Annotated in this window: 22 protein-coding genes and 4 tRNA genes; 19 read left to right on the top strand and 7 right to left on the bottom strand. The window is 44.1% G+C overall.

The features are described 5' to 3' along the window. Window positions 1-36: 36 nt before the first annotated feature. Together sps_RS25115 and parC are read left to right on the top strand one after the other, a co-directional pair. Window positions 37-1,197 carry a PQQ-dependent sugar dehydrogenase gene (locus sps_RS25115; protein ID WP_418346782.1) on the top strand — a complete coding sequence of 387 codons (1,161 nt, stop codon included), beginning with the start codon at window positions 37-39 and terminating at the stop codon, window positions 1,195-1,197. Beyond that, window positions 1,194-3,467, top strand: a complete 2,274-nt coding sequence (parC, locus tag sps_RS25110) for a DNA topoisomerase IV subunit A (protein WP_077754995.1) — start codon at window positions 1,194-1,196, stop codon at window positions 3,465-3,467. Before sps_RS25115 ends, parC begins: the two co-directional genes overlap by 4 nt. Before the next feature lie 98 nt (window positions 3,468-3,565). Here the strand turns inward: parC and sps_RS25105 are convergent, their stop codons facing one another. Further along, window positions 3,566-3,757, bottom strand: coding sequence for a bacterioferritin-associated ferredoxin (locus sps_RS25105; RefSeq protein ID WP_077754994.1), 192 nt, complete (start codon window positions 3,755-3,757; stop codon window positions 3,566-3,568). 265 nt (window positions 3,758-4,022) lie between these two features. On the opposite strand from sps_RS25105, the gene sps_RS25100 reads away from it, so the two are divergent. Further along, on the top strand, window positions 4,023-5,600 hold the full coding sequence (locus sps_RS25100; protein WP_077754993.1) for a methyl-accepting chemotaxis protein: 1,578 nt from the start codon (window positions 4,023-4,025) through the stop codon (window positions 5,598-5,600). A 67-nt stretch (window positions 5,601-5,667) separates the two neighbouring features. Here the strand turns inward: sps_RS25100 and sps_RS25095 are convergent, their stop codons facing one another. Beyond that, a complete protein-coding gene (locus sps_RS25095) occupies window positions 5,668-6,594 on the bottom strand; it encodes a D-2-hydroxyacid dehydrogenase (RefSeq protein ID WP_077754992.1) in 927 nt (308 codons plus the stop codon). Between the two features lie 59 nt (window positions 6,595-6,653). Here sps_RS25095 and sps_RS25090 point away from each other — a divergent pair, with 59 nt between their 5' ends. After that, on the top strand, window positions 6,654-6,986 hold the full coding sequence (locus sps_RS25090) for a DUF3392 domain-containing protein (protein ID WP_077754991.1): 333 nt from the start codon (window positions 6,654-6,656) through the stop codon (window positions 6,984-6,986). A 135-nt stretch (window positions 6,987-7,121) separates the two neighbouring features. On the opposite strand, the gene sps_RS25085 is transcribed toward sps_RS25090, so the two are convergent. The 5 genes from sps_RS25085 to rsgA all read right to left on the bottom strand — a co-directional run bounded on the left by sps_RS25085 (window position 7,122) and on the right by rsgA (window position 14,064). After that, entirely contained in the window at window positions 7,122-7,814 is a 693-nt protein-coding gene (locus tag sps_RS25085) for a glycerophosphodiester phosphodiesterase (protein WP_077754990.1), read from the bottom strand. Further along, a complete protein-coding gene (locus sps_RS25080) occupies window positions 7,814-11,014 on the bottom strand; it encodes a mechanosensitive ion channel domain-containing protein (protein WP_077755856.1) in 3,201 nt (1,066 codons plus the stop codon). The genes sps_RS25085 and sps_RS25080 overlap by 1 nt, the downstream gene beginning before the upstream one ends. 182 nt (window positions 11,015-11,196) lie before the next feature. Further along, the gene (locus sps_RS25075; protein ID WP_077754989.1) at window positions 11,197-12,072 is read right to left on the bottom strand and encodes a DMT family transporter; all 876 of its coding nucleotides are present in this window, start codon (window positions 12,070-12,072) and stop codon (window positions 11,197-11,199) included. Window positions 12,073-12,111: 39 nt separating this feature from the next. After that, window positions 12,112-12,975: an archaetidylserine decarboxylase gene (gene asd / locus sps_RS25070; protein WP_077754988.1), complete on the bottom strand. Its 864-nt coding sequence runs from the start codon at window positions 12,973-12,975 to the stop codon at window positions 12,112-12,114. Window positions 12,976-13,008: 33 nt separating this feature from the next. Continuing rightward, on the bottom strand, window positions 13,009-14,064 hold the full coding sequence (gene rsgA, locus sps_RS25065; protein ID WP_077754987.1) for a small ribosomal subunit biogenesis GTPase RsgA: 1,056 nt from the start codon (window positions 14,062-14,064) through the stop codon (window positions 13,009-13,011). A gap of 112 nt (window positions 14,065-14,176) precedes the next feature. Here rsgA and orn point away from each other — a divergent pair, with 112 nt between their 5' ends. The 15 genes from orn (at window position 14,177) to hflC (ending at window position 26,459) form a co-directional block, all read left to right on the top strand. Beyond that, window positions 14,177-14,722, top strand: a complete 546-nt coding sequence (gene orn / locus sps_RS25060; RefSeq protein ID WP_077754986.1) for an oligoribonuclease — start codon at window positions 14,177-14,179, stop codon at window positions 14,720-14,722. A gap of 191 nt (window positions 14,723-14,913) precedes the next feature. Then, window positions 14,914-14,989: transfer RNA gene (locus tag sps_RS25055), tRNA-Gly, on the top strand. Window positions 14,990-15,115: 126 nt separating this feature from the next. Further along, window positions 15,116-15,191, top strand: a tRNA-Gly gene (locus sps_RS25050). A gap of 14 nt (window positions 15,192-15,205) precedes the next feature. Then, window positions 15,206-15,303 (top strand) — tRNA-Ser (locus sps_RS28365). A 49-nt stretch (window positions 15,304-15,352) separates the two neighbouring features. Beyond that, window positions 15,353-15,428 (top strand) — tRNA-Gly (locus sps_RS25045). Between the two features lie 272 nt (window positions 15,429-15,700). After that, window positions 15,701-16,156 (top strand): hypothetical protein, encoded by a 456-nt coding sequence (locus tag sps_RS25040; RefSeq protein ID WP_077754985.1) that lies wholly within the window; start codon window positions 15,701-15,703, stop codon window positions 16,154-16,156. Between the two features lie 273 nt (window positions 16,157-16,429). Then, entirely contained in the window at window positions 16,430-17,929 is a 1,500-nt protein-coding gene (locus sps_RS25035; RefSeq protein ID WP_077754984.1) for a bifunctional ADP-dependent NAD(P)H-hydrate dehydratase/NAD(P)H-hydrate epimerase, read from the top strand. Window positions 17,930-18,031: 102 nt separating this feature from the next. Further along, window positions 18,032-18,490 (top strand): tRNA (adenosine(37)-N6)-threonylcarbamoyltransferase complex ATPase subunit type 1 TsaE, encoded by a 459-nt coding sequence (tsaE, locus tag sps_RS25030; protein WP_077754983.1) that lies wholly within the window; start codon window positions 18,032-18,034, stop codon window positions 18,488-18,490. 2 nt (window positions 18,491-18,492) lie between these two features. Continuing rightward, the gene (locus tag sps_RS25025) at window positions 18,493-19,815 is read left to right on the top strand and encodes an N-acetylmuramoyl-L-alanine amidase (RefSeq protein WP_077754982.1); all 1,323 of its coding nucleotides are present in this window, start codon (window positions 18,493-18,495) and stop codon (window positions 19,813-19,815) included. Between the two features lie 50 nt (window positions 19,816-19,865). Further along, window positions 19,866-21,731: a DNA mismatch repair endonuclease MutL gene (gene mutL / locus sps_RS25020; RefSeq protein WP_077754981.1), complete on the top strand. Its 1,866-nt coding sequence runs from the start codon at window positions 19,866-19,868 to the stop codon at window positions 21,729-21,731. 45 nt (window positions 21,732-21,776) lie between these two features. Beyond that, entirely contained in the window at window positions 21,777-22,703 is a 927-nt protein-coding gene (gene miaA, locus sps_RS25015; RefSeq protein WP_077754980.1) for a tRNA (adenosine(37)-N6)-dimethylallyltransferase MiaA, read from the top strand. A 94-nt stretch (window positions 22,704-22,797) separates the two neighbouring features. Further along, the gene (hfq, locus tag sps_RS25010) at window positions 22,798-23,076 is read left to right on the top strand and encodes an RNA chaperone Hfq (protein ID WP_077754979.1); all 279 of its coding nucleotides are present in this window, start codon (window positions 22,798-22,800) and stop codon (window positions 23,074-23,076) included. 19 nt (window positions 23,077-23,095) lie between these two features. After that, complete coding sequence (hflX, locus tag sps_RS25005; protein ID WP_077754978.1) at window positions 23,096-24,394, top strand: ribosome rescue GTPase HflX; 1,299 nt, start codon at window positions 23,096-23,098, stop codon at window positions 24,392-24,394. A 41-nt stretch (window positions 24,395-24,435) separates the two neighbouring features. After that, window positions 24,436-25,578 carry an FtsH protease activity modulator HflK gene (gene hflK, locus sps_RS25000; RefSeq protein WP_077754977.1) on the top strand — a complete coding sequence of 381 codons (1,143 nt, stop codon included), beginning with the start codon at window positions 24,436-24,438 and terminating at the stop codon, window positions 25,576-25,578. Between the two features lie 2 nt (window positions 25,579-25,580). Further along, window positions 25,581-26,459 (top strand): protease modulator HflC, encoded by an 879-nt coding sequence (gene hflC, locus sps_RS24995; RefSeq protein WP_077754976.1) that lies wholly within the window; start codon window positions 25,581-25,583, stop codon window positions 26,457-26,459. Window positions 26,460-26,548 lie beyond the last annotated feature (89 nt).

Below are 26,548 nucleotides of genomic sequence, written 5' to 3'. Positions count from 1 at the left end.
AATAATTAGAATAATTAGGCTTATAAAATAATAATGTTGTTGAATCAGAAAAAAAATCAACGAAGGTGGGGCCTGGTGTTTGCTTGTGCCGCTGTGCTACTTAGCCAGAAATTACTGGCTGCACAGGCGATGATGATCACTGTTACTAAAGGCTTCGACTTAACCCTCTATGCCTCAGAACTTGGTGATGCCAAGCAGATGGCGCTGGGGGATAAGGGGACGTTATTTGTAGGTTCCCACAAGAAGGGCACCATAGAAGCTCTGGTCGATAGTAATGCCGATGGCCGAGTCGATAAACGATACATGGTAGCCAAAGGGTTAGATAACCCTGAAGCCATCGCCTTTCATAATGGTGCTCTTTATGTTGCCGTTGATGATAAAATAGTCAGCTTCGTCGATATTGAGAGCCGCCTGCGTCGCCCTGGACGTGGCAAGGAGATTTACGATCGCCTTCCTGGACAGACTAATAAGAGTCGGCGTGCGATGCATTTTGGTCCGGATGGTCGGTTATATGTCGCTATCGGAGCACCTTGTAATGTCTGTGAGGCTGTTGCCCCCTTTGGCAGTATTATTGCCATCGACATAGAGACAGGTAGTAGTGAACAAGTTGCATTGGGCATTCGTAGTGTGACGGGCTTTGATTGGTCGCCTATCGATGGCGCATTATGGTTTGCCGACGAAGGACGAAACTGGATGGGGGACAGACTTCCTCCCGATGAAATTAATCGACTCGAAAATACGGGTGAGCACTTTGGCTTCCCCTATATTCACGCGACTTCGGTCATAGAGCCTGCTTACGATAAGCCTAAAAACCTGAAAATTACTCTGCCCAAATTTGAATTGCCTGCACATGTCGGACCTATGGGTCTGCATTTTTACAGCGGGAAGCAGTTTCCTGCCAAATATCATAATCAGATGTTTGTCGCCGAGAACGGTTCCTGGAATCGTTCGAGTAAAATCGGTTATCAGGTGGTGATGTTAGAGATTGAAGAACAGAAAGTCATCAAACGAAGTACTGTGGTCAGTTTCTTAGATGGCGGTTTTCCCGTAGCTAGGCCGTACGCCTTATTAACGGCTCCCGATGGAGCCATGTATATATCAGATGATCTTAAAGGCAATATTTACCGTTTGTATTACAAAGATATTGTTAAGAACGAAACAGAACAAGCTGCGCAAGCACAGGAAATTGAAAAATGAGTGATGCGATAGATTTAAGTCTCGATGGCGTAGAGCAGATGTCGATGCGCCGCTTCACGGAAGATGCATATCTAAACTACTCCATGTACGTCATCATGGATCGGGCCTTGCCACATATTGGTGACGGATTGAAACCGGTTCAACGTCGTATCATCTATGCCATGAGCGAATTGGGTTTATCGGCTCAGTCTAAGCATAAGAAATCAGCTCGTACCGTAGGTGACGTATTAGGTAAGTACCATCCCCATGGGGATAGCGCCTGTTATGAGGCCATGGTATTGATGGCGCAACCTTTCTCATACCGATATCCTCTGGTCGATGGTCAGGGAAACTGGGGAGCGCCGGATGATCCTAAATCATTCGCTGCCATGCGTTATACCGAAGCGAGATTATCGAAGTTTTCAGAGGTTCTGCTTAGTGAATTAGGTCAAGGCACTGTCGATTGGGGAGTCAACTTCGATGGTACGATGAAAGAGCCTCTTGTGCTACCGTCTCGTCTGCCTCATATTTTGCTTAATGGTATTACCGGCATAGCCGTGGGTATGGCGACGGATGTACCGCCACATAACACCCGTGAGTTAGTGGATGCCTGTGTCGAACTGCTGGAAAACCCAAAAGCAGATCTAGAGCGCTTGATGGAGTTCGTACCTGGGCCTGATTATCCAACAGAGGCTGAAATCATTACCTCTAGGGCGGATATCACTAAAATTTATACATCTGGCAAAGGCTCGATAAAGGCGCGAGCGGTTTATACCGTTGAGAGTGGCGAGGTTGTTATAACAGCTTTGCCTCATCAGGCGAGTGGCGGCAAGATATTAGAGCAGATAGCTGCGCAGATGCAGGCAAAAAAATTGCCTATGGTGGTCGATCTTAGAGATGAATCAGACCATGAGAATCCGGTTCGTATCGTTGTGGTGCCGCGCTCAAATCGCATCGATTGTGATCAATTGATGGCCCACCTTTTTGCGACGACAGATCTCGAGAAAAACTTCCGTGTGAACCTGAATATTCTAGGGTTGAATGGGCGTCCTCAAGTTAAAGGGCTTAAACAGATTCTAACAGAGTGGTTGGAGTTTCGATTAACCACCGTGACTCGAAGAATCACCCACAGGCTGGATAAGGTCTTAGCCAGATTACATATTTTAGATGCCTTGATGGTTGCTTTCCTAAATATCGACGAGGTGATCGAGATCATCCGCTATAAGGAGAATCCTAAGGCCGAATTGATGTCACGGTTCGAGATCACCGAGATTCAAGCCGATGCAATTTTAGACCTTAAGTTACGCCATCTGGCTAAGCTTGAAGAGATGAAGATCAAATCGGAGCAGAATGAGTTAGAAGTCGAGCGTGACAAACTGCAGCTGCTACTTAGCTCCGATAGACGCCTGAAGACCTTGATTAAAAAAGAGCTAAAGCAAGACGGTGAGACTTATGGTGATGATAGACGTTCTCCTCTGGTGGAGCGTACCGAGTCTAAAGCCCTGACTGAGCATGAGCTCGCTCCGGTTGAAGCTGTTACTGTCGTCTTATCTGAGAAAGGTTGGGTCCGCTGCGCTAAGGGACATGATATTGATGGCAACACACTGTCTTACAAGTCCGGAGATAGTTTCCTTTGTTCTGCGGCAGGCCGAAGTAATCAGCCTTCGGTATTTATAGGCTCAACCGGTAGAGCGTTTGCCACAGAGACTCATACCTTGCCTTCGGCGAGAAGTCAGGGTGAGCCGATCACCACACGTTTTAATTTGTCACCGGGCGAGGTGATGGAACATTTGTTGCTTGGTGATGATGACAAGTTCTATCTGTTAGCGTCGGATGCGGGTTATGGGTTTGTCGGCTCATATAAAGATATGGTGTCCAGAAATAAAGCCGGTAAAGCCCTGCTCAGCTTACCGGCTAACGCCAAAGTGATTAAACCTCAATTGGTAGATAAGTCGAAAGTCGAGTCGATTTTGGCTATCACCAATGAAGGTAGAATGTTGTTATTCTCTATGGAAGCCTTACCCCAGCTCTCTAAGGGCAAGGGGAACAAGATCATAGGAATTCCAACCGAAAGAGCGAAGAATAGAGAAGAGCTGCTAATCCACTTGCATGTGGTACCGGAAGATACCTCTGTTACTCTTTGGGCTGGTAAGCGTAAGCTAACCCTGAAACCAAGCGATCTGGAGCATTATCGTGGTGAGCGAGGCAGGAGAGGGGCCAAATTGCCAAGGGGATTACAACGTGTCGACAGCGTGGAACTAGGCGATGGCAATAGTGAGGCTAGCGACTAAACTAGCCACTAGCCACTAGCCAGAAATAAAAAAGCTGCCATCGGCAGCTTTTTTTATTTAAATTCTTTATTTAAATGACAAGGTAAGACTGTTCTTTATCAGGCTACTTCGTAATAATTGGGTTCTATGTCCAGTTGTCTCTGGATTATCTGGCCAGCCATCTTAGTACACTTACCGCATTGACTCCCAACCCCCAAACGCTTCTTCACATCAGCCAGTGAAACGTCTCCCTGGCTAACGGCTTCTTTTATTTGTGTATCGGTAACGGCGAAGCAAAGACAAACGTACATTGAAATAAGTCCCCCTAACAAGATGACCGAAGTATAAATGAAAACGATTCTCAATGCTAATATCAAAAGTGTATAAGTCAAATATGAATCTCTGCCACATGTTATAGCAAAGTGTGAATGACTTCTGAGAGATGGAAAAACTGGCGGTTCTGACTATTCGATATAGAATTTATAATACCCTGAATAAAATTCGAGCTGCTAGGTGCGTGATTGGGTCCGATAAAGGAATGGAACTAATCGCACAAAACATTCTTTGGAGTGAAAAATGAGACAAAACCTGCCTGTTACCCAAAAAAATTATGATTATCCTTCAGATTGGATCTTGTTATCGACGACAGATACTTCGAGTGTGATCAAGTATGCGAATCATTCCTTTTGTGAGGTGGCTGGTTTCAGCTTAAATGAGCTTATGGGAGAGCCCCATAACTTAGTCCGCCATCCGGACATGCCACCACAAGCTTTCGAAGACCTTTGGAGCACAATCAAAGGTGGTAACCCCTGGAAAGGGCTAGTTAAGAATCGCTGTGCAAACGGTGATCACTACTGGGTGGATGCCTTTGTTACGCCAATATCCGAGAATGGTAAGGTGATTGAGTTTCAATCTATTAGAACTAAGCCTAAGAATGAGCAGACGCAAAGAGCCGAAGAGGCTTATAAAGAGCTTAGCGAGAAGGGAGGGGTTTCAAAGCTGAAACGTGTTTTGACCCTGCCGATGAAACTAGCTCTGTTAGCTGGTTTGTCTCTACTGCCTATGCTGTATTTAGCCATTGAATCAGGTGTAATGGGTCTTGGGCTGTTATTTGTCACTCTAATGGGCTTGTTTGTCGGCGGAAACCTTGTATTGGCACGTTTTAAGGCCGTAGTGGATAAATGTAAAGGTATCTATTCCAGCCCCTTGATGTCTTACCTGTATACAGGTTATGTCGATGATGTGGCACAGATAGATCTTGCCTTACAGATGCAAAACTCTGAAATGAAAGCCATGCTTGGCCGGGCGTTGGACTCTTGTGAGCAAACAGCCGAAAAATCGATGGAGTCGGTAGCTAAGAGTGAAGATGTGAAAAATAATAGTCATTCATTAACTAAAGAAGTTGAGCAAGTTGCAACGGCCATGCAGGAGATGACCGCTACACTTGGCGATATGGCATCTAACTGCTCTGATGCGGCAACTTCATCTCAGGCCGCTTCAGAAGAAGCCGATGCAGGGGACAAAATTGTGTCTCAAACCATATCTTCGATTCAATCTTTATCGGAGCAATTGACCAATACTTCTGAGGTCATCACCGAACTCGAGGAACAGAGCAAGGGAATTGGAAAAGTGCTCGATGTGATTCAGAGTATTGCAGAGCAGACCAATCTATTGGCGCTCAATGCGGCTATCGAGGCTGCGAGAGCCGGGGAGCAGGGTCGAGGTTTTGCCGTTGTCGCCGATGAGGTGAGGGCGCTAGCGCAAAGGACTCATGAATCTACTACAGAGATTCAAACCATGATCAACTTGTTACAGCAGGGGACGGCCAAGGCTGTACACAGTGTGCACCAAGGGGTTGATTCTGCTCAGTTGTGTGCCGAACAAGCGGATCAGGCTGGCAGTGCACTGCGAACCATCAGGGATGCTGTGGCGTCAATTACTGATATGACTCACCATATTGCCAGCGCGGTAGAGGAGCAATCCAGTGTTGCTGTTGAAGTCAATCGAAGTGTGGTTACAATTTCAGATCTTAATGGTTCGAGTAATGACCTAGGTGATGAAATGGTGGGCATAAATCATATGGTTGTAGATAATATCAATTCACAGAAAATGCTGGTTGAACAGTTTCTTAAGCGTAGTCAGAAGCAAATGTAGTGTTATTGGTTTCGTCAGCGCATTTAACTTGAGCATGTTATCAACTTCTTATGAGGAGCCAATGAGGTTAGTAACCGCGCTCGAAGTTCACTTCATGGGAGAGTCGCTCGCCTCTTAGTAACTTATGGTAATTATCGGCAAAGATCTCGACAACTTGCTCAGGAAAACTAGGAGCGGCAATATGTGGTGTTATGATGACATTTTCTAGCGTCCATATGGGATGGTGTTGGGGTAATGGCTCCTGATTAAAAACATCCAATATTGCATGCTGGCTGTTGTTTTCTTTAAGCTGTAAATACAGGGCATCGAGATCTAGCACGTCTCCTCTTCCCAGGTTAAATAAGATACCATCGGGTTTTATTAATGATAAAGTCTGGGCGTTGAGCGCCCCTCTCGTATCTGGCGTGCTTGGAAGTATGCTGGCAATGGCGTCTGCCTGAGTTAGATAGTGGGGGAGGTTTGCTAGTGTATCGACATTATCGAAACTTAATGTCGGTTTAGCTCCTCTGTTTATCCCTGTGACATGCATACCAAAATGCTTTGCGGTTTGGGCAATATGTTTGGCTATATTCCCCGTTCCTAGTAGAAGTAAATGCTGCCCCCTAAGTGTCTTGAAGCTGCCTGGCCGCCAAATTTTCTGTGCTTGTTGGGATCTATATACGCTGTGCTCTCTCTGATGTGCAAGCAGATATCCAAACAGGTATTCACTCATCAAGGGGCCGAATATTCCCCTGACATTGGTCAGCTGATAATCTTTTCTTTGGCGTGGCTTAACCAAGGCATCGACGCCTGCTATGGTCGATTGCATCCAGATCATATGCTTACCATGGGGGAGCAGTGGCGCGGCGAGAGAAGGTTCTGCTAGCCAAATATTGGCTTGTGATATGTGCTGGGTTTCATCACCTAGAATTTCAATTTCTGGCAGGTGACAGGATTCTAGCAAAGATCTGTAACGTTGATTATCACTGGTGAGTAATAGTAACTTGTATCTCATCTTTACAGCCCCTATTCTACTGAATTATTTTGTTATAGATCCTATCGGAGGACCTGAGTGTGGAACCTATTATTTCAGTATTTCATCAAGTTGGCTCTTTGCTCTATCCTTGGCTCAATGAGGTAGCAACTGCCATTATTGCATGCTTGTTGATTGTGTTTGGTGCCGATTTAAATCGGCTTTTAAGCCGCAAGTTAAGCGGGCGTTCATTTATATTACGCACGTTAGTTTTTGTTTTGATCAATGCATTCGGCTATGGGATATTAATTGTGACTGCCAGTCCCATTCTTGCAAAAAACTTAGCTCAAGTGTCGGCCCATTGGCTGTTATTTATCGTAATTGGCATTTTTATATTTATTGGTGTCTGGGCTCAACGCCATAAGCAAATTTAGCTGAGTTTACATATAGTTTAGGTTGCTATTGATTTTTTGCGCGACAAATTCCTTTTTCACAGTGAGACACAAGCTAGCTATACAAGAATTCAGCTCATGGGAGTCGAATTTTGGCGAACTGCCTGTTACATAGGATTAAACTTGCAGAACCTTCGCTGCTCGATCCGGGTAGTTAGTAAATATGCCATCTACCCCCATTTGCTGTAACTGAGTCATATCTGATTCTTTATCGACTGTGTACACAAAGACTTTTAGTCCACGTGATTGAGCTTGTGTCACCATATCTTGATTTAGGAAGCTTAGACTCAAATGTAGCGAATAGGCATCGAGTTGACTTGTTGTTTGTTGACAATCCAAAGCCACACCTTCGAACAAAGGTGCTACAAAGGCATGAGGGAAATGTAGGCGAAATTTCTCTAGGAATCCATGGTGAAAGGATGAAATAATTAGCTTCTCAGGGGGAACATTTAATTGATTGATTAGCTTAGGATAGGTATCGATAAATACCTCTAAACAGTTCATTCCTTTGAGCTCTATGTTGACCAGACAATTATGTTTGCTAAGGTAGCTCATTACCTGCCAAAGCGTGGGGATGGGTTCACCATCAACCCTAAGGGAGTCAACATAGCTGCGACTCACCTCTTCTATGAGGCCAGTTCCATTACTTTTCTTATCTAGGCGGCGGTCGTGGAAGACGTAGAGCTCACCTTCAACATTATGTATATCAAACTCGATGGCGCTAGCACCTAATTCGATCGCTTTCTTCATGGCCGCCATGGTATTTTCCGGCGCGTACCCACTGGCACCTCTATGAGCAAAAATAATCATTAGCTTCTGATTAGTCCCTGAGTTTCTTTATTCTGAGTGTTATTTATGTGCACTTCCAGTTGTGGATATGCGAGTTCTAGCTGGTTCTCTTTTAGCTTTTTACTGATGGCTTTATGTAGTTTGTGACGTAGAGGCCAGCGAGTATTCATATCTTTGGCATAAGCTCTGACCTCATAATCTTGGGTGTGTTTACCAAATCCCGCAAACCAGACCTCAGGTTCTGGGCTTTCTAATGCATCATCACACCCTTGTACAGCTTGATATAGCGCCGCTTCGACTCTGGCTGAGTCTGAGTCTCTCGCGACTGAGACGTAGACAATAACACGTGTAATTGGATCTGAGAGGGACCAGTTGATGAGTTGCTCGGTAATGAAGGCCTTATTGGGGATGATGATCTCTTTCCTATCCCAGTCGATGATAGTCGTTGCACGGATCTGAATCTTACTTACTGTACCTGTGAGATCCCTGATGGTCACTGTGTCACCAATTCTAACCGGTTTCTCGAACAATATTATCAAGCCTGAGATGAAGTTAGCGAATATCTCTTGCAATCCAAAGCCCAGACCCAGTGAAAGTGCTGCGACTAACCACTGTAACTTGGACCACTCCATTCCTAAGGTTGAAAAGCCACTCAATATACCGAAAAATACTACAAGGTAGCGACTCACTGTGGTGATAGCAAAGCCGGTTCCCTGACTCAAATCGAGTCGCTGTAATATGGTGAGCTCGAGTAAACCGGGTAAGTTCGTGGCTATCATCAGTGAGAAGCCGACTATGATTAGCCCGAGTAGCAATGATTTTAAGGTGATAGGGAGCAGTTGTTCAATGCCGTTGACCATAGAGTTACTGGTCCAGAGAGTCACACCATCGAGTAATGAGAATAATGCGGTGTGAGTCTGGGTCCAGAGGCCGACTAAACTTGCCAAAAAAGCCAGCAACAATAGCGAACGGACCAGCCCAAGGGATTGGCTGGATATGGTTTCCAGATCGACCACTGGTTCTTCATAGGTGTCGAGCGGATCCGTATTATTTTGCGGATCTTCTTCACGTTCACGTTGAAGCAATATTTCTGCACGTCTGGCTTTGGCACGATCGAAGGCGATGCGCCTCCTCTCGATGAGCATCCAACGTTTTATCAACTGGTAAAGCAACATGAAGCCTAGGGATAATAACAGGGAAAGTTGAAGTTGCAGTAAGACCTGAAACGCCGTGTAGTAATAACCTCTAAAAGCCAGGATGGCACAAATCGGAGGGACGAGAAGCAGCACCGCCCACAACAATCTTTGGAGTAATTTCTTATTCTTGTCATCTTGATGTTGATGCTTGTTTTTCTTAGATAGGGATAAGATATCTTTATAAAAATCAAACAGGAAAATACTGAAAATGATGAAGGCTCCTCGACCAATACTATTTCTCAACACTGTATTGTCGATAAACTCGGTAAAACCCATGACTCCCAAGAAAGGTATCGCCATGATGATGAAGGTTTTAAACCTGAGTTGGCCTTGCCTGATTATTGTTTGTTCACCTTTAAAATGGCCTATGAGTAAGCCTTGTTCCAGTGAGAGAAGGTAAGTAAAACGATAGAGCAAATAGAGTAAACCTATAACTAACACTCCCATGCCGATTGCTGCGGTCAGGTTTAGACTAGATAGGAGTAAGATGATGCCAGCGGCGATCACTGGCAGTGGTTTAATCACGCAATAGAGCAAAGAGTTAATTAGGGCCCTGAAGGTATAGCTAAACAGATCTTGGGTAACATTACCGACAAATGTGATGTCATGGGCCATGGCAGACTTAAACTTAGGCGTTAGCAAATCTTGGGCGACTAAACAGAGTACGAACAAGATGATCCACCAAGACCAATATTCACTCTGTTCATCGAAGGAAGCGGAGAGGTCTGGCCAAAAAGTTTGGCCCATAAGCCACTTAACACTTTGGAAAATATCTGTGACCCATAATTTATCTATGGAATTAGCATTTGGTACCCAAAATAGATGTTCATTGAGAATGCTTTTTAGGGCAATATTCTGTTGGGTTAATTGCTCATATATCACTCTTAAATCAGTGAGTTCACTCAAATAAAGATCTTGGCTTTTCAAGAGTTGAGTGAGCAAGTCACTTTGGGAAGTGACTAGTCTCATTTGAATTTTGGTTAAAGGCTTATGGTTTAAGAGTCGTTGGTTGTTTGTCGTTAGCTCTTGCTCGAGTTGATATCTCGCCAGCCTAGCATGAGCTATTTTTGTTTGTAGTTTATCCTGATTTGGCGGGGCGGGTAGAGATTGCAGCATCTGTAGAAAACGCTCACCGAAAGCAGAGTTTAATTTGATCAGCCCAACCTGTTGTTGGATGTTAGTTAGCTGCTTTGCTTGAACTTGATAAAGGTTTTCGGCAGCTTCTTGTGCGAGAACGGCCTGATTAGTGTCCTTAGTGAGGCTCTTTAGCTTGTTGGCATAACCCTGGTTTAACTGGCTCAGTTGTTGAGTCAGTGGGGATTGCTCGGTTGAAGTTTCAAAAAGACTCTTAGCTATGGTGGCATCAGTCTTCTTTTGTCTTTGTTTAGCTGTGGCCTTATTGATCTCTTCTATTAGACTTTCTTGTTGCGATAGCTGCTGTCTGATTAGCAACATTTGTTGTTGATTAAGGTTGATGCGTTTTTGGCTACTTGCCTGCTCTGCTTCTAATGTTGCCAAGGTCTGAATATAAAGTTGGCGCTGCGCCTTAAGCAGCATATCTTGATTGCTGTCAGAGTTATCTATTTGATTTTTTTTATGTTGATTCAATGATTGCCGAGCGGATGCCATATCAGATGGTAACTGATTATGCTGCTTGATTAAGTCTGTCGCCTTTGTATTGAGTTCAGCTTCTATCTCTTTGAGTTCAGACAGCCTTAAGTAGGCGAGGGAAGCTTGCTGAGTTGGGTCATTAGTCTTGGACCAAGGGAGAGGCGATTTAGCTTCTTGCAGTTGGCGCTCTAGGCTGAGTTTATGTCCTTGGTAATTATTGATTAGCTTAAGATGATTTTTTTCTATTAAAACTTGCTCTTCAATACTACGCTGAATAATTTTGAGTTGCTGTTCGGCTGTTAAGTTGGCCGAAGCTGGCTGAGTAAGTCCCAGGCGCTGATTAAGATCGAGTGGAGAACTTAAGACTGAACTAGAGCTGGTTAATGCAATGAGAAGCAGAAAAAGAGTGCGCATAGTAGGAAGCATATTCGGATGCAAGTTAGAGAAAGAGTCAGGGATATCTTATCAATAAAAGTGGCTAAATATAGCTTCTTTTTTTTACGTTTTTTTGTGATTCTTATCAGAAAGTAGAAATATAAATTGAAACCACCATGGCAGGTGCCTATTCTCTCACTCCCCAGTCTAGTAAAGAAGGGCTATTTGGTTATTTTTCGATTCTGTTGAGTTTCAAAAATGGCCGTTGCGACAACCAATAAACCACCCATTGTCGTTTTGATATCTAACTGCTCACCTAAGAATAGCAAAGCTAAAACAGCACCATAAAAAGGTTGAAGGCAGGAAACTAAGCTTACCGTTTTGGCACTAAGGTGACGCAAGGCTGCAGTAAATAGTGCGTGGGGAGCTGCGGTGAACATAACCCCGAGTAAGAGATCTAGCCACCAAGTGTTCAGTTCTATTTGACTGAATGCTATTGTATGCCAAGGGGCGAGAAAAAAGACAGCTACACCTGTTTGGTAGAACATGGCATGGGGGCCTGAGTAGGCTGAAAAATACTTTTTATGTAGTAGGTTGCGAGCGGTAAAAAATGCAGCAGATAAAATACCAAGCGCTATACCCATGGTTATATCATTCCCCAGGTTGGCTTCAGGGATGAGTAGTATGACTCCTAGGAGTACGGTGCACCCACTAATAATATCGCCGCGTTGTATTCGATTACCTGTGAAGATGGGCTCAATTAAGACTGTCATCACAGGGTAAGTGAAGAAGGCTATCATACCTATAGCGACAGAAGAGAACTGCATAGAGGCAAAATAAGTAACCCAATGTAGGCTGACGATAATGCCTAGGCCTAGGGCGATGAAATAATCTCTGGGTGAGTCGAGTGATAGTTTTTTTTTGCTGGCTTTGACGATAAAGGCCAAAACAAAAGCAGCGACTACGCAGCGCAGCAGAGTAATGTCTAATGCACCGAGAGGGATTAGTTTTGAGAAGAGTGCTGTGCCACCAAATAGTAGCACAGCGAGGTGTAATTCCAATAAACCCGATTGTTTATTACTAGCCGTTTGGTTCATTACAACTCCGTATACTGACCAAAAGCTATTTAGATCAGATTAATCCTCTATTTTTGCGAAAGCTTGTCCCATACGGGTCACTGCTTTTGGCACCACACCGTCAGCAAAACCATCTAAGGCATCTTTAGCGAAGAGCATGACAACCGTACTGCCTAGCTTGAACCTTCCCATTTCGGCACCCTTTTCAAGAGTTAGTGCCTCGGGGCCATCGGTTGGATAATCCCAGGTGAATACTTTTTTCCCTGTAGGTGGAGTCACTGTGCCCGCCCAGACGGTTTCAATGCTAGCTACTATGGTTGCACCGACTAATACCATGGCAATGGGACCTATCTCGGTCTCAAAAATTGCGACTACACGTTCGTTACGGGCGAATAGACCAGGAACATTGGCAGCCGTTAGTGGGTTGACTGAAAACAACTCACCGGGAACATACGTCATCTTTGACAAGGTTCCCTTCACTGGCATATGGATTCGATGGTAGTCTTTTGGTGCCAAGTAAATAGTAGCAAAATCGCCATCTTCGAAGCGTTTGGCATCATCGGCTTGATCACCAAGTAGTGCAAGTGATGAATATTCATGCCCTTTAGCTTGATATATTTGTCCGTCATTAATAGGACCGCACTGACTTATCGCGCCATCTACTGGATGGACGATATAATCTTGGTTTTGTACTAGCGGACGTACACCAGACTTGAGGGATCGAGTAAAAAAATCATTAAATGTCTTATAAGCTTCGGGCTCACTCTGTGCAGCTTCACTCATATCGATTTTGTACTGCTTAATAAACCATTTTATTCCAGTAGTCGTTATCGAACCTAATTCAGCTGCTGCCAGTTTACCCACAAGCCGAGAAACTAAATGTTTTGGCATGATGTATTGCAATGCAATTTTTACTTTATCCACGTGTACTTCCCTTAAAAATATTGCGACTTACCTTTACTCATCACTCGCTCTGAAATGTCTAGCATGGCGCATTTCATTTAGGCTGGAGATGATTTTATGATAATTGTTGTATCGATCTACTGCTATCTTGCCATCATTAAATGCTTCAGTGATGGCGCAGCCTGGGTCATTCTTGTGCTTACAATCCCTGAATTTACAAGTGCCTAGATATTCACGGAATTCGATAAAACACTCTCCCACTCTTTCGGCTGGCAAGTGCCAGAGTGCAAATTCTCGAACTCCCGGAGAATCAATCAGATCGCCTCCACTAGCAAAATGCATTAGCTTAGCCGTTGTGGTTGTGTGTTGTCCCAGGCCTGAATTTTGAGACACATCGCCAATAGCTAACTCAGCATCAGGCATCATGGCGTTAATGATTGATGACTTACCGACACCAGATTGGCCGACAAAAATACTGACTTTTTCATTCAATAAGGCTTTTATGTCATCGACGCCTTGGCCAGTGTGGCTGCTTATTTGGTAGACTTGATAGCCAATATCTTGATAGCGTTTTAGTGCAGCTTCTACTTCAGGACGATCTTCATCGGTGAGTAGATCGATCTTATTGAGGACTATTATCGGTGAGATACCGGTGTCTTCTGCTGCAACTAAATAACGGTCGATTATTTGCGTGGTAAAACTAGGGACTATCGAAGAGACAATCAAAATTTGATCAATATTAGCTGCGATGATCTTAATGCCGTCATAAAGGTCCGGCCGTGAGAGCAGCGAATGACGAGGGTGAACGGCTTCTACTACGCCAGCTATTCCGGTCGAAATATCCACTGCTAATCGTACAATCACCTTGTCGCCGGTGACTAAACTTTGAATATTACGGCGAATATTACAGCGCACAACTTGGCCTGTTTCAGTTTCAACATCGGCATGCTGGCCAAAACGAGATATAACAGTTCCGAGCTGTTCTGGCTCAAGTGAACTATCCTGTAATTCAGGGGCATTGTTACCTGAATCTTTCCGTTGCAGCCTTTTTTCTTGATTGGCTCGCATACGGCGTCTTTGACCCTGACTTAGGGGTTTCTTTTTACTCACAGGTTTGTCATCGTAAATAAGGTGATTTTGTGTAGCTTAAAAAAGCAGTATGATACACGGTCTTAAACAAAAAAGCCTGAATTTAGGCAAACAGGAAGAATAAGGCAGATCTATGGTTGCAGATGCAAACAATCTCATTTGGGTAGATTTAGAGATGACTGGGTTAGATCCCGAGATCGATAGGGTGATCGAGATCGCAACAATAGTGACCGATAAAGAGTTGAATATTCTTGCTGAAGGGCCAGTAATTGCAATTCATCAGTCCGAGAAACAACTGGCAGTTATGGACGACTGGAACCAAAAGCACCATGGGGAGTCGGGGTTAGTCAAGCGAGTGCGCGCGAGTCAGTACACTGAAGATGATGCCATCGCTATGACTATAGAGTTTGTTTCTCAATATGTCCCTCGAGGCACATCACCTATGTGTGGCAACAGCATAGGCCAAGATCGACGCTTCATGAACAGATATATGTCAAAGCTAGAAGATTACTTTCATTATCGTAATATAGATGTGAGCACCATCAAGGAGCTGACCAGGCGTTGGAAACCAGAGCTTATGGACGGCTTTACTAAACAAGGAACCCATAAAGCCCTAGTGGATATCCAGGAATCTATTGCCGAATTGCAGTATTATCGCGCAAAAGTATTTAAAATTTGACCAAACAGACATTTATTTTCAAGAAGGGGTTGCAGCAATATGAAATTCTCATATAATGCGGCCTCAACTTTTGCTGCTTGTGTAGTGTGAAGTTGTAAAGACAGATTCAATGACATTAGCTTAGTTGCCAAAGGTGGAAAGACGATACCTTTAGTGATGTTTACAGTTGAAGTTGTTCGAAAGAAAGATTTGCGACATTAGCTCAGTTGGTAGAGCGATACCTTGCCAAGGTATAGGTCATCGGTTCGAACCCGATATGTCGCTCCAAATTACAACTTAGAGATTTACCAAGGTCTTTAAGAAAAGTTTTAAGCGACATTAGCTCAGTTGCTAAAGGTGAAGGACGATACCTTTGGTGATGTTAACAGCTGAAGTTGTACGAACGAAAGATTTGCGACATTAGCTCAGTTGGTAGAGCGATACCTTGCCAAGGTATAGGTCATCGGTTCGAACCCGATATGTCGCTCCAATTTAAAAGATTACGCGACATTAGCTCAGTTGACTCTTTGTTTAGATCAAAAGGGCGGTACCTTACTAAGGTATAAGTCATCGGTTGTTTGTTTCGAACCCGATATGTCGTTTCAATCTCGATTCAAAGATTTACCAAAATCTTTGAATAAATAGTTTTAAGCGACATTAGCTCAGTTGGTAGAGCGATACCTTGCCAAGGTATAGGTCATCGGTTCGAACCCGATATGTCGCTCCAATTTTCTCCTTACCAAAACTCAACATTCTTATTCTCTCAGCATCATTATTAGCTTAGCCTCCTACAGATCTCACTCTTTAGCTATTTTATATCTATATCACCTTCTAGCTATTTGCGTGATGAACAGCGAAATTCTTTAACTATATCTAATGTAGCCCGCTAAGAAATAACAAACTTTGAGCTTGTTCAAGTACTCCATGGATGTTTATCCCCATAATAGCTTCAGAAGTAATTACTTTAGCCAGTTATTGGCAAGAATTTGGAGTGCAGATATGCGATTTCAACAACTAAGTGAGCTATTAAGTTATGTTGCAACTTGCCGAGGAGAGATGGCGAAGCTTTATAGCAGGCTGAAAACGGAAGCGGACTCAACTAGAGTAAAGATGATGCTCGAGTATTTTCAGCAGCATCAGAGAGGTGTATCTGAAAAACTGGAAAACTATATAGATACAGCATCTAAAAAAGTGCTGGATACCTGGTATAAAGACATTATTTTTGAAGATTTTATAAAGAGGTGTCACGACACTGTCTTGACAGCAAATATGTCAGAAGAGGATATACTAGATCTGCACTTGAATTTGGATAACAGATTGATCGATCTGTTACAAGAAACCGCCGCACATTCTTCTTCTGTGGATGTTGCTGGTACGTTAAATGAGCTTGTACGTGTTGAAAAAATTCAGCAACAAAGACTGGTTCATAGCAGCATACGTATGGATGATCTCTAAGAAGATTAAGTTATTTAATAGAGGTGTCTGATGGCGCCTTTATTACTTCTCGCTAAAGTTCTATACGCATTTTTTATTGTCACTTTCTTCTCCAGTCCCCTCTTTAGTTTTACTATTGACGATATTGTTACATTCTCTATTTCTTGCTCGAGATCAAATCATAGTTAAATAGGCATAACAATGACTGAATCTATTGGCAAGTTTAGACTCTAACTCTACTAACCTAGTTTATATCAATATAATGTATTCAATGACCATGGAGGAAGATACGTCATGTTAGAAAATGCTTCGGTACTCCCCTGTGAACTGTATAAGGCTTCACAAATAAGCGAGGCAGAACTGAGCCTAGTGAGTAGTGGTCGTGCTAATTATATCGATCTGGTAGAGTCAGCAGGTGATGCTGCATACCGTCAGATTGTTAAAATAAAAAATAGCGAAACTCCTATTTTAGTACTTGTGGGTAATGGCAATAATGGAGCCGATGCCTTTGTCTGTGCGAGACATTTGTTAGCAGCTGGCTATGATGTCTCTTTGATGGCGGTGTCCAGAGATATTAATGCCAAGGGGGCTAGTGTTCATTCCGTTGAATATATTCATGCTCGTGATGGTTTTAAGGCTAATGCCGGTGTCATAGATACTCCGAATATGGGCAGAATAATTGCGGCGGAAGTCATCATAGATGGTTTATTAGGTATAGGCTTGAAGGGAGAGATAAGAGCGCCAGTCAGGGACATCATTACTGCAATCAATAGCAGTAATGCATGGGTCTTCAGTCTAGATTTACCATCGGGAATAAATGCCGACACCGGCAGTGGTCACTGTGTTGTTCAAGCTAATATGACTATGACTTTTGGCGGGGTGAAGCAAGGGTTACTGACAGGGCATGCTAGACAATGTGTCGGCGAGCTATTTTTTGCAGACCTTGGACTCTCAGCCTTTTTTCCGGAATCTAAGGTTACTCGAGTATCCAATGATTTGTTAGCAGATATGCTCCTTCCCAGGGCAAGAGACTCTCACAAAGGTCTTTCCGGTAAAGTCACTGTAGTTGGTGGTGATAAGGGGATGGCTGGCGCTATTAAACTGGCGGCTGAAGCCTGCTTGAGGGCAGGGACTGGGTTGGTTACTGTACTATCTAGGCCGGAGCATCTGAACATCATCAACGCTAATAGACCCGAATTGATGTTTTGGGGATGTGAGGTGGTCGATATGGAAGTGTATCTTAGGTTGGGATGGGCAAACACATTAATCATAGGGCCGGGCCTAGGAAAGCAATCATGGGGCTACAACCTGTTCAAGGCTGTGAGATTGAGTGATAAACCATGCGTGGTCGATGCTGATGCTCTTAACCTGTTGAGTGAAGAGCATTGTAACAATAATAATTGGGTATTGACTCCCCATAGTGGAGAAGCAGCCAGACTACTCGGGATCACCATTGCTGAGGTGGAGCGAGATAGATTTGCTGCGGCTGATAATATACAGAAGCGATATGGTGGGGTTGTTGTATTAAAAGGGCCTGGTAGCTTGATATTTGATGGGAAGAAATGTGTTGTTGCCCCCGTAGGTAACCCTGGATTAGCGAGCGGGGGCTGTGGTGATGTACTAACTGGCGTGATAGCAGCCTTGATTTCTCAAGGTTTTAGCCTATTCGATGCTGCCATTATGGGGGTTATTGTTCATGGAGAGGCCGCTGACCGAGCGGTCACTGCCGGAGAGCGGGGTATGCTCGCAAGTGATTTGATGCCACATATTCGTTCTCTGGTTAATCATCTTTAATTCATGAATTGTCGCAATGTTAGTGAAACCTATTTAGCTGGTAAGGAATTTGGTATAAAGTAACGGGTTCGAAACAGCTATAGAAAGGGTAAAGTCAACACAATGGCATCGATTAAGGTTTTTCTAGATAATGAGCAAGATACAGTGGATCTGGGTAAGCGATTGGCGCAAGTCATTACCCCGCCTTTAACACTGAACTTATCGGGTGAACTGGGTGCAGGAAAGACGACTTTAAGCCGAGGCTTGATTCAAGCATTGGGTCATGAAGGGGCGGTAAAGAGCCCGACTTACGCCCTCGTAGAGCCCTATGAATTAGATGGTATAGAGTTATTTCATTTCGATTTATACCGTTTGAGTGACCCTGAAGAGCTTGAGTATATGGGGATTAGAGATTATTTCACCGATAACAGTGTCTGTCTCATTGAGTGGCCTGATAGGGGGCATGGATTAATGCCAGTCGCTGATATCAGCATTGCAATTAAATATGTGGGTACTAGTCGTGAAGTTGACATCACTTCAGGATCAAACAAAGGGCAAGTATTGCTAAGTAAGCTAAAATAATAATGATAAAAATCGAAAACTTTCTCAAAGCTATACTTGTGGCGCTTGCACTAAGTACCTCTTTTGTTGTCCATAGTGCCAATAAGCTTGATGGTGTGCGTATCTGGGCTGCTCCAGAGTCGACTCGTATAGTTTTCGATTTAAGTCATGCACCTAAATATACTCATTTCGGCCTGACTGGCCCTTATCGATTAGTGGTTGACTTAAAAGGGGCTAGTACTTCATTAAATCTAAGTAAATTAGCTAATAACAGTAAATTAGTTAAGAGGGTGAGGATAAGTAAACCCCCCTCTAAAGGTACTTTACGTCTAGTTATCGATTTGGTTAAGCCCGTTAAAGCTAACCTGTTTTCACTGCCGCCAACGGCTCCTTATGGAAACCGCTTAGTCGTAGACCTAGATGACAGCCGCTCTTCTAGTACCGTAAGCCAACCGAGTAAACCAACACAGAAATTAAGAGATGTTGTTGTTGCTATCGATGCTGGTCATGGGGGTGACGATCCCGGATCTATCGGGCCATCGGGTATCTATGAGAAAAAAGTAGTTTTAGAGATCGCCAAAAAAGTCGAAGCTAAAATCAACGCAACGCCAGGCATGAGAGCTGTGATGACCCGCACCGGCGATTATTTTGTGAATCTGAATAAACGCTCTGAGATTGCCAGAAATAGTAAAGCCGATCTTCTGGTTTCTATTCATGCTGATGCATTTACCTCTCCCCAACCTAGGGGGGCATCAGTTTGGGTCTTGTCTATGAGGCGTGCTAACAGTGAGATTGGTCGCTGGTTAGAGCATAAAGAGAAGCATTCAGAGCTCTTGGGCGGTGCTGGTGAGATTATCCAAAACACTGATAATGAACAATATTTGGCTATGACCTTGTTGGATATGTCTATGGATAGATCTATGGCTATTAGCCATAACATAGCCGACGATGTGCTTTCTAACTTAGGTAAAGTAACCAAATTGCATAAGCACAAGCCAGAATCGGCGAGCTTCGCAGTATTAAAATCACCCGATATCCCTTCCATATTAGTTGAAACTGGCTTTATCTCTAATCATCAAGAAGAGAGGTTGTTGTCTCAAAGAGAGCATCAGAATAATATTGCTAAGGCTGTACACAAAGGTGTGCTTAAATATTTTGAGAGTAATCCGCCGGTTAATTCTTTGATGGCAAATAAAGGTTCTCGAAAGCATAGCGTTCGGAAGGGGGAGTCCCTTTCTGTGATAGCCCACAGGTACCAAGTGTCTGTAACGAGTATTAAGAAAGCCAATAATCTCAAGTCAAACAATATTCGGATCGGTCAGAAGTTAGTTATTCCAAGAGCATAGTGTGTCTAAAGTAACTGTATTCCCTGGCCTGATTTTGAGAGCTAAAAATTATGACAATTCAGATTTTACCACCTCAGTTAGCTAACCAAATAGCGGCGGGTGAAGTTGTCGAAAGACCGGCTTCAGTCATCAAAGAGTTAGTTGAAAACAGTATAGATGCTGGTGCGACCCGAGTCGATATCGAGATCGAGAAGGGTGGTAGTAAACTGATTAAAATTCATGACAATGGCTCTGGTATTCCAAAAAATGAGCTAAGTCTGGCTCTGTCTAGACATGCCACTTCTAAACTCAGTACCTTAGATGATCTCGATGCTATCTTGAGTTTTGGTTTCCGTGGTGAAGCTTTGGCGAGTATTAGTTCTGTTTCCAGATTGACTCTCACCTCACGAACGGCGGAGCAGAGTGAAGCTTGGCAGGCCTATGCCGAAGGTTCAGATATGGCGGTTAAGGTGATCCCTGCGGCCCATCCGGTAGGTTCAACTGTCGAGGCGGTGGATTTATTTTTTAATACTCCCGCCCGAAGACGTTTTCTCAAAAGCGATAAAACCGAGTTTACTCACATAGATGAGTGGCTCAAACGCATTGCATTAGTGAGGCGAGAAATACACTTCACACTTAAAAACAACGGCAAAGTGGTTAGAAATTATCGACCGGCAAAAACCTCAGATCAATATTTGCAACGTCTTGCTCAAATTAGTGGCAAGAAGTTTGCGCAGCAGGCTCTACAGGTTCAATGTGAACATGAAGGCTTGAAATTGAGTGGCTATATACAGTCGCCCTATTTCGAAGGGCCGGCCAGCGACACCCAATACTTCTATGTAAATGGCAGACTGGTTCGCGACAGACTTGTTAATCATGCCGTTAGGCAGGCTTTCGCCGAGCATGTTACCGGAACCCAGGCTAGCTATGTCTTGATGCTCGAACTCGATCCTCATCAAGTCGATGTCAATGTACATCCAGCTAAGCATGAAGTGAGATTTCATCAGAGCCGCTATGTCCATGATTATATTTTACAGGCACTGCAATCGGCGCTCTCACAAGTCGGCAAACCAGTATTTACTACTGAAGAGCAAAGCAATCGAGAAGTTCCAACAAGCTCATATCGGGGAGCTGTGCGGGAGCCTGAGGGGGCCGAACTAGGCAAATTCAAGACTGACACAGCTGCTCATCTTTCTTTCGACAGAGGTTCTGATACAAGCTCTGTAGGCAATCAGCCTGAGTATTCGATGACATCGTCTTCATCCTATTCAAGGGGTGAAAGTAGTTTAAGGCATAATTCCGCAACACGTCCACAAGCTGAATTGCCTTCGGCTGCGGCTATCGCTTCTTACGGGGCCTTATTGACTACTCCAGTGGTTCCGCGTAAGGAGAGTAGTGAGCTTGCCACAGAGCAGCAAAACATGCCGATGGTATTATCGGAAAAGTATTGGGTATTAAGCCAAGGCGATAGTTTGAGCCTTCTCACCATAGAAAAAATTACCCGTAAGCTCTTACAAGTAAATATTCTGAATAAACTCGAAGTGGGTTTAATCAGTCAGCCACTCTTGATGCCGGTCTCTATTCCTATGGACGAAGATTGGAAGGAGACGATTGAGCTCAGAGAGTTAGTGCTAAGGAAGATAGGAATTGAGCTAACAATTCGTCTCGGGCAGTTGATAATAAAGAAAGTGCCCCCATATTTAAGACAGAGCCAGTTGGTGAGCGTGATCCCCGAATTATTGCAATGGATGCGTTTTGAAGAGCCGGGCTTAGAGGCGTTGGCAAGCTGGATTAGCAAATATGCTGATATGAAACTCGAATCGCCGATTACGATCTGGCAAGACTTGATGCAAGCGGAACACAGTATGAGAGAGGAGTTGATGGCCGACGTCATCAACTTGCCTTGGAAAGACTGGTTGAAAAAGAACATTAAATGATTCTATCTATTTTGTTAAACATTGGAACGTTGGAAGCATAAACGAGTGACTGAAGCGAGTTTACCGAAAATTATTACCCTAATGGGACCGACGGCCTCAGGGAAAACGGCGTTAGCGATTGAGCTGGTCAAAGAGCATAATTGTGAAATCATTTCCGTCGACTCTGCACTTATCTATCGTGGTATGGATATAGGTAGTGCCAAGCCAACGGCGGCAGAGCTTGGGGTAGCACCGCACAGATTGATCGATATACGGGACCCTTTGGAGAGTTACTCAGCGGCAGATTTTAGAACCGATGCACTCAGAGAGATTGCGGATATTGTAAAGTCAGGTAAAACGCCCTTGCTTGTCGGGGGCACCATGCTTTATTTTAAGGCTCTGTTAGAGGGATTATCTCCTTTACCGGCAGCAGATGAAGCCATCAGGAGTGAGATTGCCAGCGAAGCTCAGATCCATGGATGGCAACACTTGCATGACGAATTGAAGCGAGTCGATCCTGTTTCGGCCGAACGTATTCATCCTAATGATCCTCAACGGTTATCCAGGGCGTTAGAGGTCTTTCGGATCAGTGGTAAAAGTTTAACCCAGTTGACGCAAATAAAGTCTCCACCTTTGCCTTATGAGGTTATTCAATTTGCAATTTCACCGAAAGATCGAAAAGTGTTACATCTTTCTATAGAAGAAAGATTCAAATTGATGTTAAATCAAGGTTTCGTGAAGGAAGTTCAGACCCTTAGGCAGCGAAATGACCTGCATTTAGAGCTTCCCTCTATGAGGTGTGTAGGTTATCGACAGTGCTGGCAGCACCTAGATGGTGAATATGATTATAATACTATGGTCGATAAGGGGATAATTGCTACTAGGCAATTAGCTAAGCGTCAATTAACATGGTTGAGAGGGTGGTCAGAGTTAAATTGGCTGGAAACTGGCTTAGATTCAAATCTAACTAGTGTATTGCGACATTGTCGCTAGCTAATTCATCCTCGCTATATAATACTAAATCCAAACAAGAAAGTTATGTTGTATTAGTTTTACTACTTATTATTAATAAAAAGGAAATTATAAAATGGCAAAGGGGCAATCTTTACAAGACCCATTTTTGAACGCACTTCGCCGTGAGCGCGTTCCTGTATCAATTTATCTTGTTAATGGTATTAAGTTACAAGGACAGGTTGAGTCATTTGACCAATTTGTTATCTTGCTTAAAAACACGGTTAGCCAAATGGTATATAAGCATGCTATCTCTACGGTAGTGCCAGCGCGTCCATTCAATGTAAGCAACCATCACGCTACACCAACTCAGGCTGCAGGCTTTAATGGTCAGCAGGATGAGGCGAGCGAGTAGTTGTTGAGGAGTACGCTTTTTGTTTGATCGTTATGAAGCGGGTGAGAGTGCCGTTCTTGTGCATATTGACTTTGCTGATGAAGACCGTAGGGAAGACTTAGTCGAACTACAGCTCCTAGTCGAGTCAGCTGGTGCTCAACAGGTCGGTGTGATCACTGCGAGTCGCCGTTCACCGGACAGAAAGTTTTTTCTGGGTTCGGGAAAGGCCGATGAGCTAGCGGCTTTGGTCGCTGGGACTGAAGCAAATGTGGTGATTTTTAATCATGCACTGAGTCCCGCTCAAGAAAGAAATATTGAGATGATTTGCCAATGTAGGGTCTTAGATCGTACAGCGCTCATTTTAGATATCTTTGCCCAGAGAGCACGAACCTATGAAGGTAAGTTGCAGGTGGAGCTAGCGCAGTTACGCCATATGTCGACTCGTCTCATACGGGGTTGGACTCATCTGGAACGCCAGAAAGGTGGTATTGGCATGAGAGGACCTGGGGAGACCCAGCTCGAGACTGATAGACGTCTACTCCGTGGCAGAATGAGTACCATCAATAAGCGTCTGGCAAAGGTAGATAAACAGAGAGAGCAGAGCCGAAGGGCAAGACGTCGCAGTGAACAGCCTACGGTTTCATTAGTTGGCTATACTAATGCGGGTAAATCAACTCTGTTCAACTCGCTTACAGTTTCAGAGGTATATGCTGCAGATCAACTGTTTGCCACCTTAGATCCTACCTTGAGAAAGTTAGATCTACCGGATGGCGCTATTGTCTTAGCTGATACCGTAGGTTTTATTCGTCACTTGCCCCATGATTTAGTGGCGGCGTTTAAGTCGACGTTACAAGAAACTCGTGAAGCGGATCTGTTACTCCATATTGTCGATTGTCATGATGAGAATATGGGGGATAACTTTGAGCAAGTGCAACTGGTGCTCAAAGAGATAGGTGCCGATGAGATACCTCAACTGATCGTCTGTAATAAGATAGATTTGTTAGAGGATGTTAGCCCAAAGATAGATTATAACGACGAAGGTGTACCCACCAGAGTCTGGGTTTCGGCGCAGCAACAAAAAGGCTTAGATCAGCTTAGAGAGGCTATCAACGAGATCGTTGGTAGAGCAACTCTGGAGTTGACTTTGCGGATCCCGGCAACTGCTGGGCATTATCTTGGTCAGTTTTACCGACTTGACGCGATACAGCAGAAAGAGTTTGATGATCTGGGGAACTGTATTTTATCTGTTCGTTTACTGGAGGCCGATTGGCTCCGGTTAGTGAAGCAGAGCCAAGGAGAGTTAGAGCACTTTATTGTCGAAGACGCGGCGGTAGAGTAATTTTTTAATCTCGTTTAATTCATACACCTATGGAGTGCTAAATGGCTTGGAACGAGCCCGGTAACAAGGGAAATAAAGACCCTTGGGGAAATAAAAGTGGTAACGATAAGGGACCACCAGATCTAGATGAAGTTTTTCGTAATCTTTCGAAGCGTTTCGGCGGTGGAAAAGGTAATGGTAAGGGGCCAACATTTAGTTCTTTCGGTCTTATCATTGTCTTGGGCATAGCCGTTGTCGTATGGGGCCTTTCAGGTTTCTATACGGTAAAAGAAGCTGAGAAAGGTGTCGCACTTAGATTCGGTGAGTACATTGGTGAGGTCGATCCTGGTCTTCAGTGGAAAGCGACGTTTATCGATGAAGTGTTCCCTGTTAACGTGAATACTGTTCGTTCAATTCCTGCCTCTGGTAGCATGTTGACGACAGATGAAAACGTGGTTTTGGTTGAGCTTGACGTCCAATATCGAGTGACAGATGCGTATCATTTCTTGTTTAGTGCTGTAGATGCTAACGAGAGCTTACGTGAGGCGACAGATAGTGCTCTGCGTTACGTCGTCGGTCATAATAGTATGGATGACATCTTGACCACAGGTCGAGATCAGATCCGTCGTGATACTTGGGAAGAAGTCGAGCGTATTATCGAGCCCTATAAGCTAGGTATTACCATTGTCGATGTGAACTTCTTACCTGCACGTCCGCCTGAAGAGGTTAAAGATGCCTTCGATGATGCGATATCGGCACAAGAAGATGAGCAAAGGTTCATTCGTGAAGCTGAAGCTTATGCCAGAGCTATTGAGCCTAAGGCTCGTGGTCAAGTTCAGCGCATGGAGCAACAAGCTAAAGCCTATAAAGAACGCGAAGTCTTAGAAGCTCAAGGTAAGGTTGCTAGATTCAACCTGCTGCTACCTGAGTATAAGGCCGCGCCTAAAGTGACACGTGAGCGCATGTACTTAGATTCTATGCAGGCTGTATTGAGCGGTACCAGTAAGGTACTCGTTGACTCTAAGAGCAGTAGCAACATGATGTATCTTCCTCTGGATAAGTTGATGCAGAAGAGCGAGTCGAGCACTAAGCCTAAAAGTGTAAATTCAAGTTCTACTACGAGTTCTTCTTTTAGCTCTTCGAATCATACCAGCGTTCCGTTGGATACACGCCCGACTCGTGGCGAACGTCAGGGGAGGAATTAATCATGGGTAGACTAACTGCGATTATTGCTGCCGTGCTAGTGGCTGTGTTCTTATCGTCTATTTTAGTGGTTAACGAAGGTGAACGAGCGATCGTTTCACGTTTTGGTAAGATCCTAAAAGACGATGGTATTACTCGTATTTATGCGCCTGGTTTGCACATTAAGATCCCTATGATCGACAAGATCAAGTTTCTTGATTCACGTATCCAAACTATGGATGGTGCAGCAGACAGATTCGTGACTTCAGAGAAGAAAGACCTTATGGTCGATTCGTATGTGAAGTGGCGTATCAAGGACTTCGAGAAGTACTACTTGTCGACTAATGGTGGCATCAAGGCTAACGCCGAGTCGCTACTACAGCGTAAGATCAATAACGACCTTCGCACCGAATTCGGTCGCCGTACGATTAAAGAGATAGTCTCTGGAAGTCGTGATGAGCTACAGCAAGATGCATTGAGAAATGCATCTGAGAGTTCGGCTGATTTAGGCATCGAAGTGGTTGATGTACGTGTTAAGCAGATTAACTTACCGGCTAACGTGAGTTCGAGTATCTATCAACGTATGCGTGCAGAGCGTACTGCGGTAGCGAAAGAGCACAGAGCACAAGGTATGGAGCAGTCTGAGATAATCAGAGCTAAGACTGACGCTTCGGTCACTATTATGTTGGCCAAGGCTCAACGTAAAGCGCTTGAGGTGCGAGGTGAAGGTGATGCGACTGCGGCTAAGATATATGCAGATGCATTTAACCAAGATCCTGAGTTTTATAGCTTCGTGCGTAGCTTAGAGGCTTATAAGGCCAGTTTCGAAGGTGATTCGAATGTTATGGTGCTTGAGCCCGACAGTGAGTTCTTCAAATATATGAAGAGTCCTTTAGCCAAATAAGTCTATTTGGATGAAAAGCCCGGCGTATGCCGGGTTTTTTTTTGCTTTAAACTTCTAAGTCTCTAATTTAGCATCATATGTTATTTCAT

The organism is Shewanella psychrophila, from assembly GCF_002005305.1.
GTDB classification, from domain to species: Bacteria; Pseudomonadota; Gammaproteobacteria; order Enterobacterales; family Shewanellaceae; genus Shewanella; species Shewanella psychrophila.
Note: the sequence above shows the minus strand (reverse complement) of the source record. Positions and strands in the feature narration are given on the sequence as shown.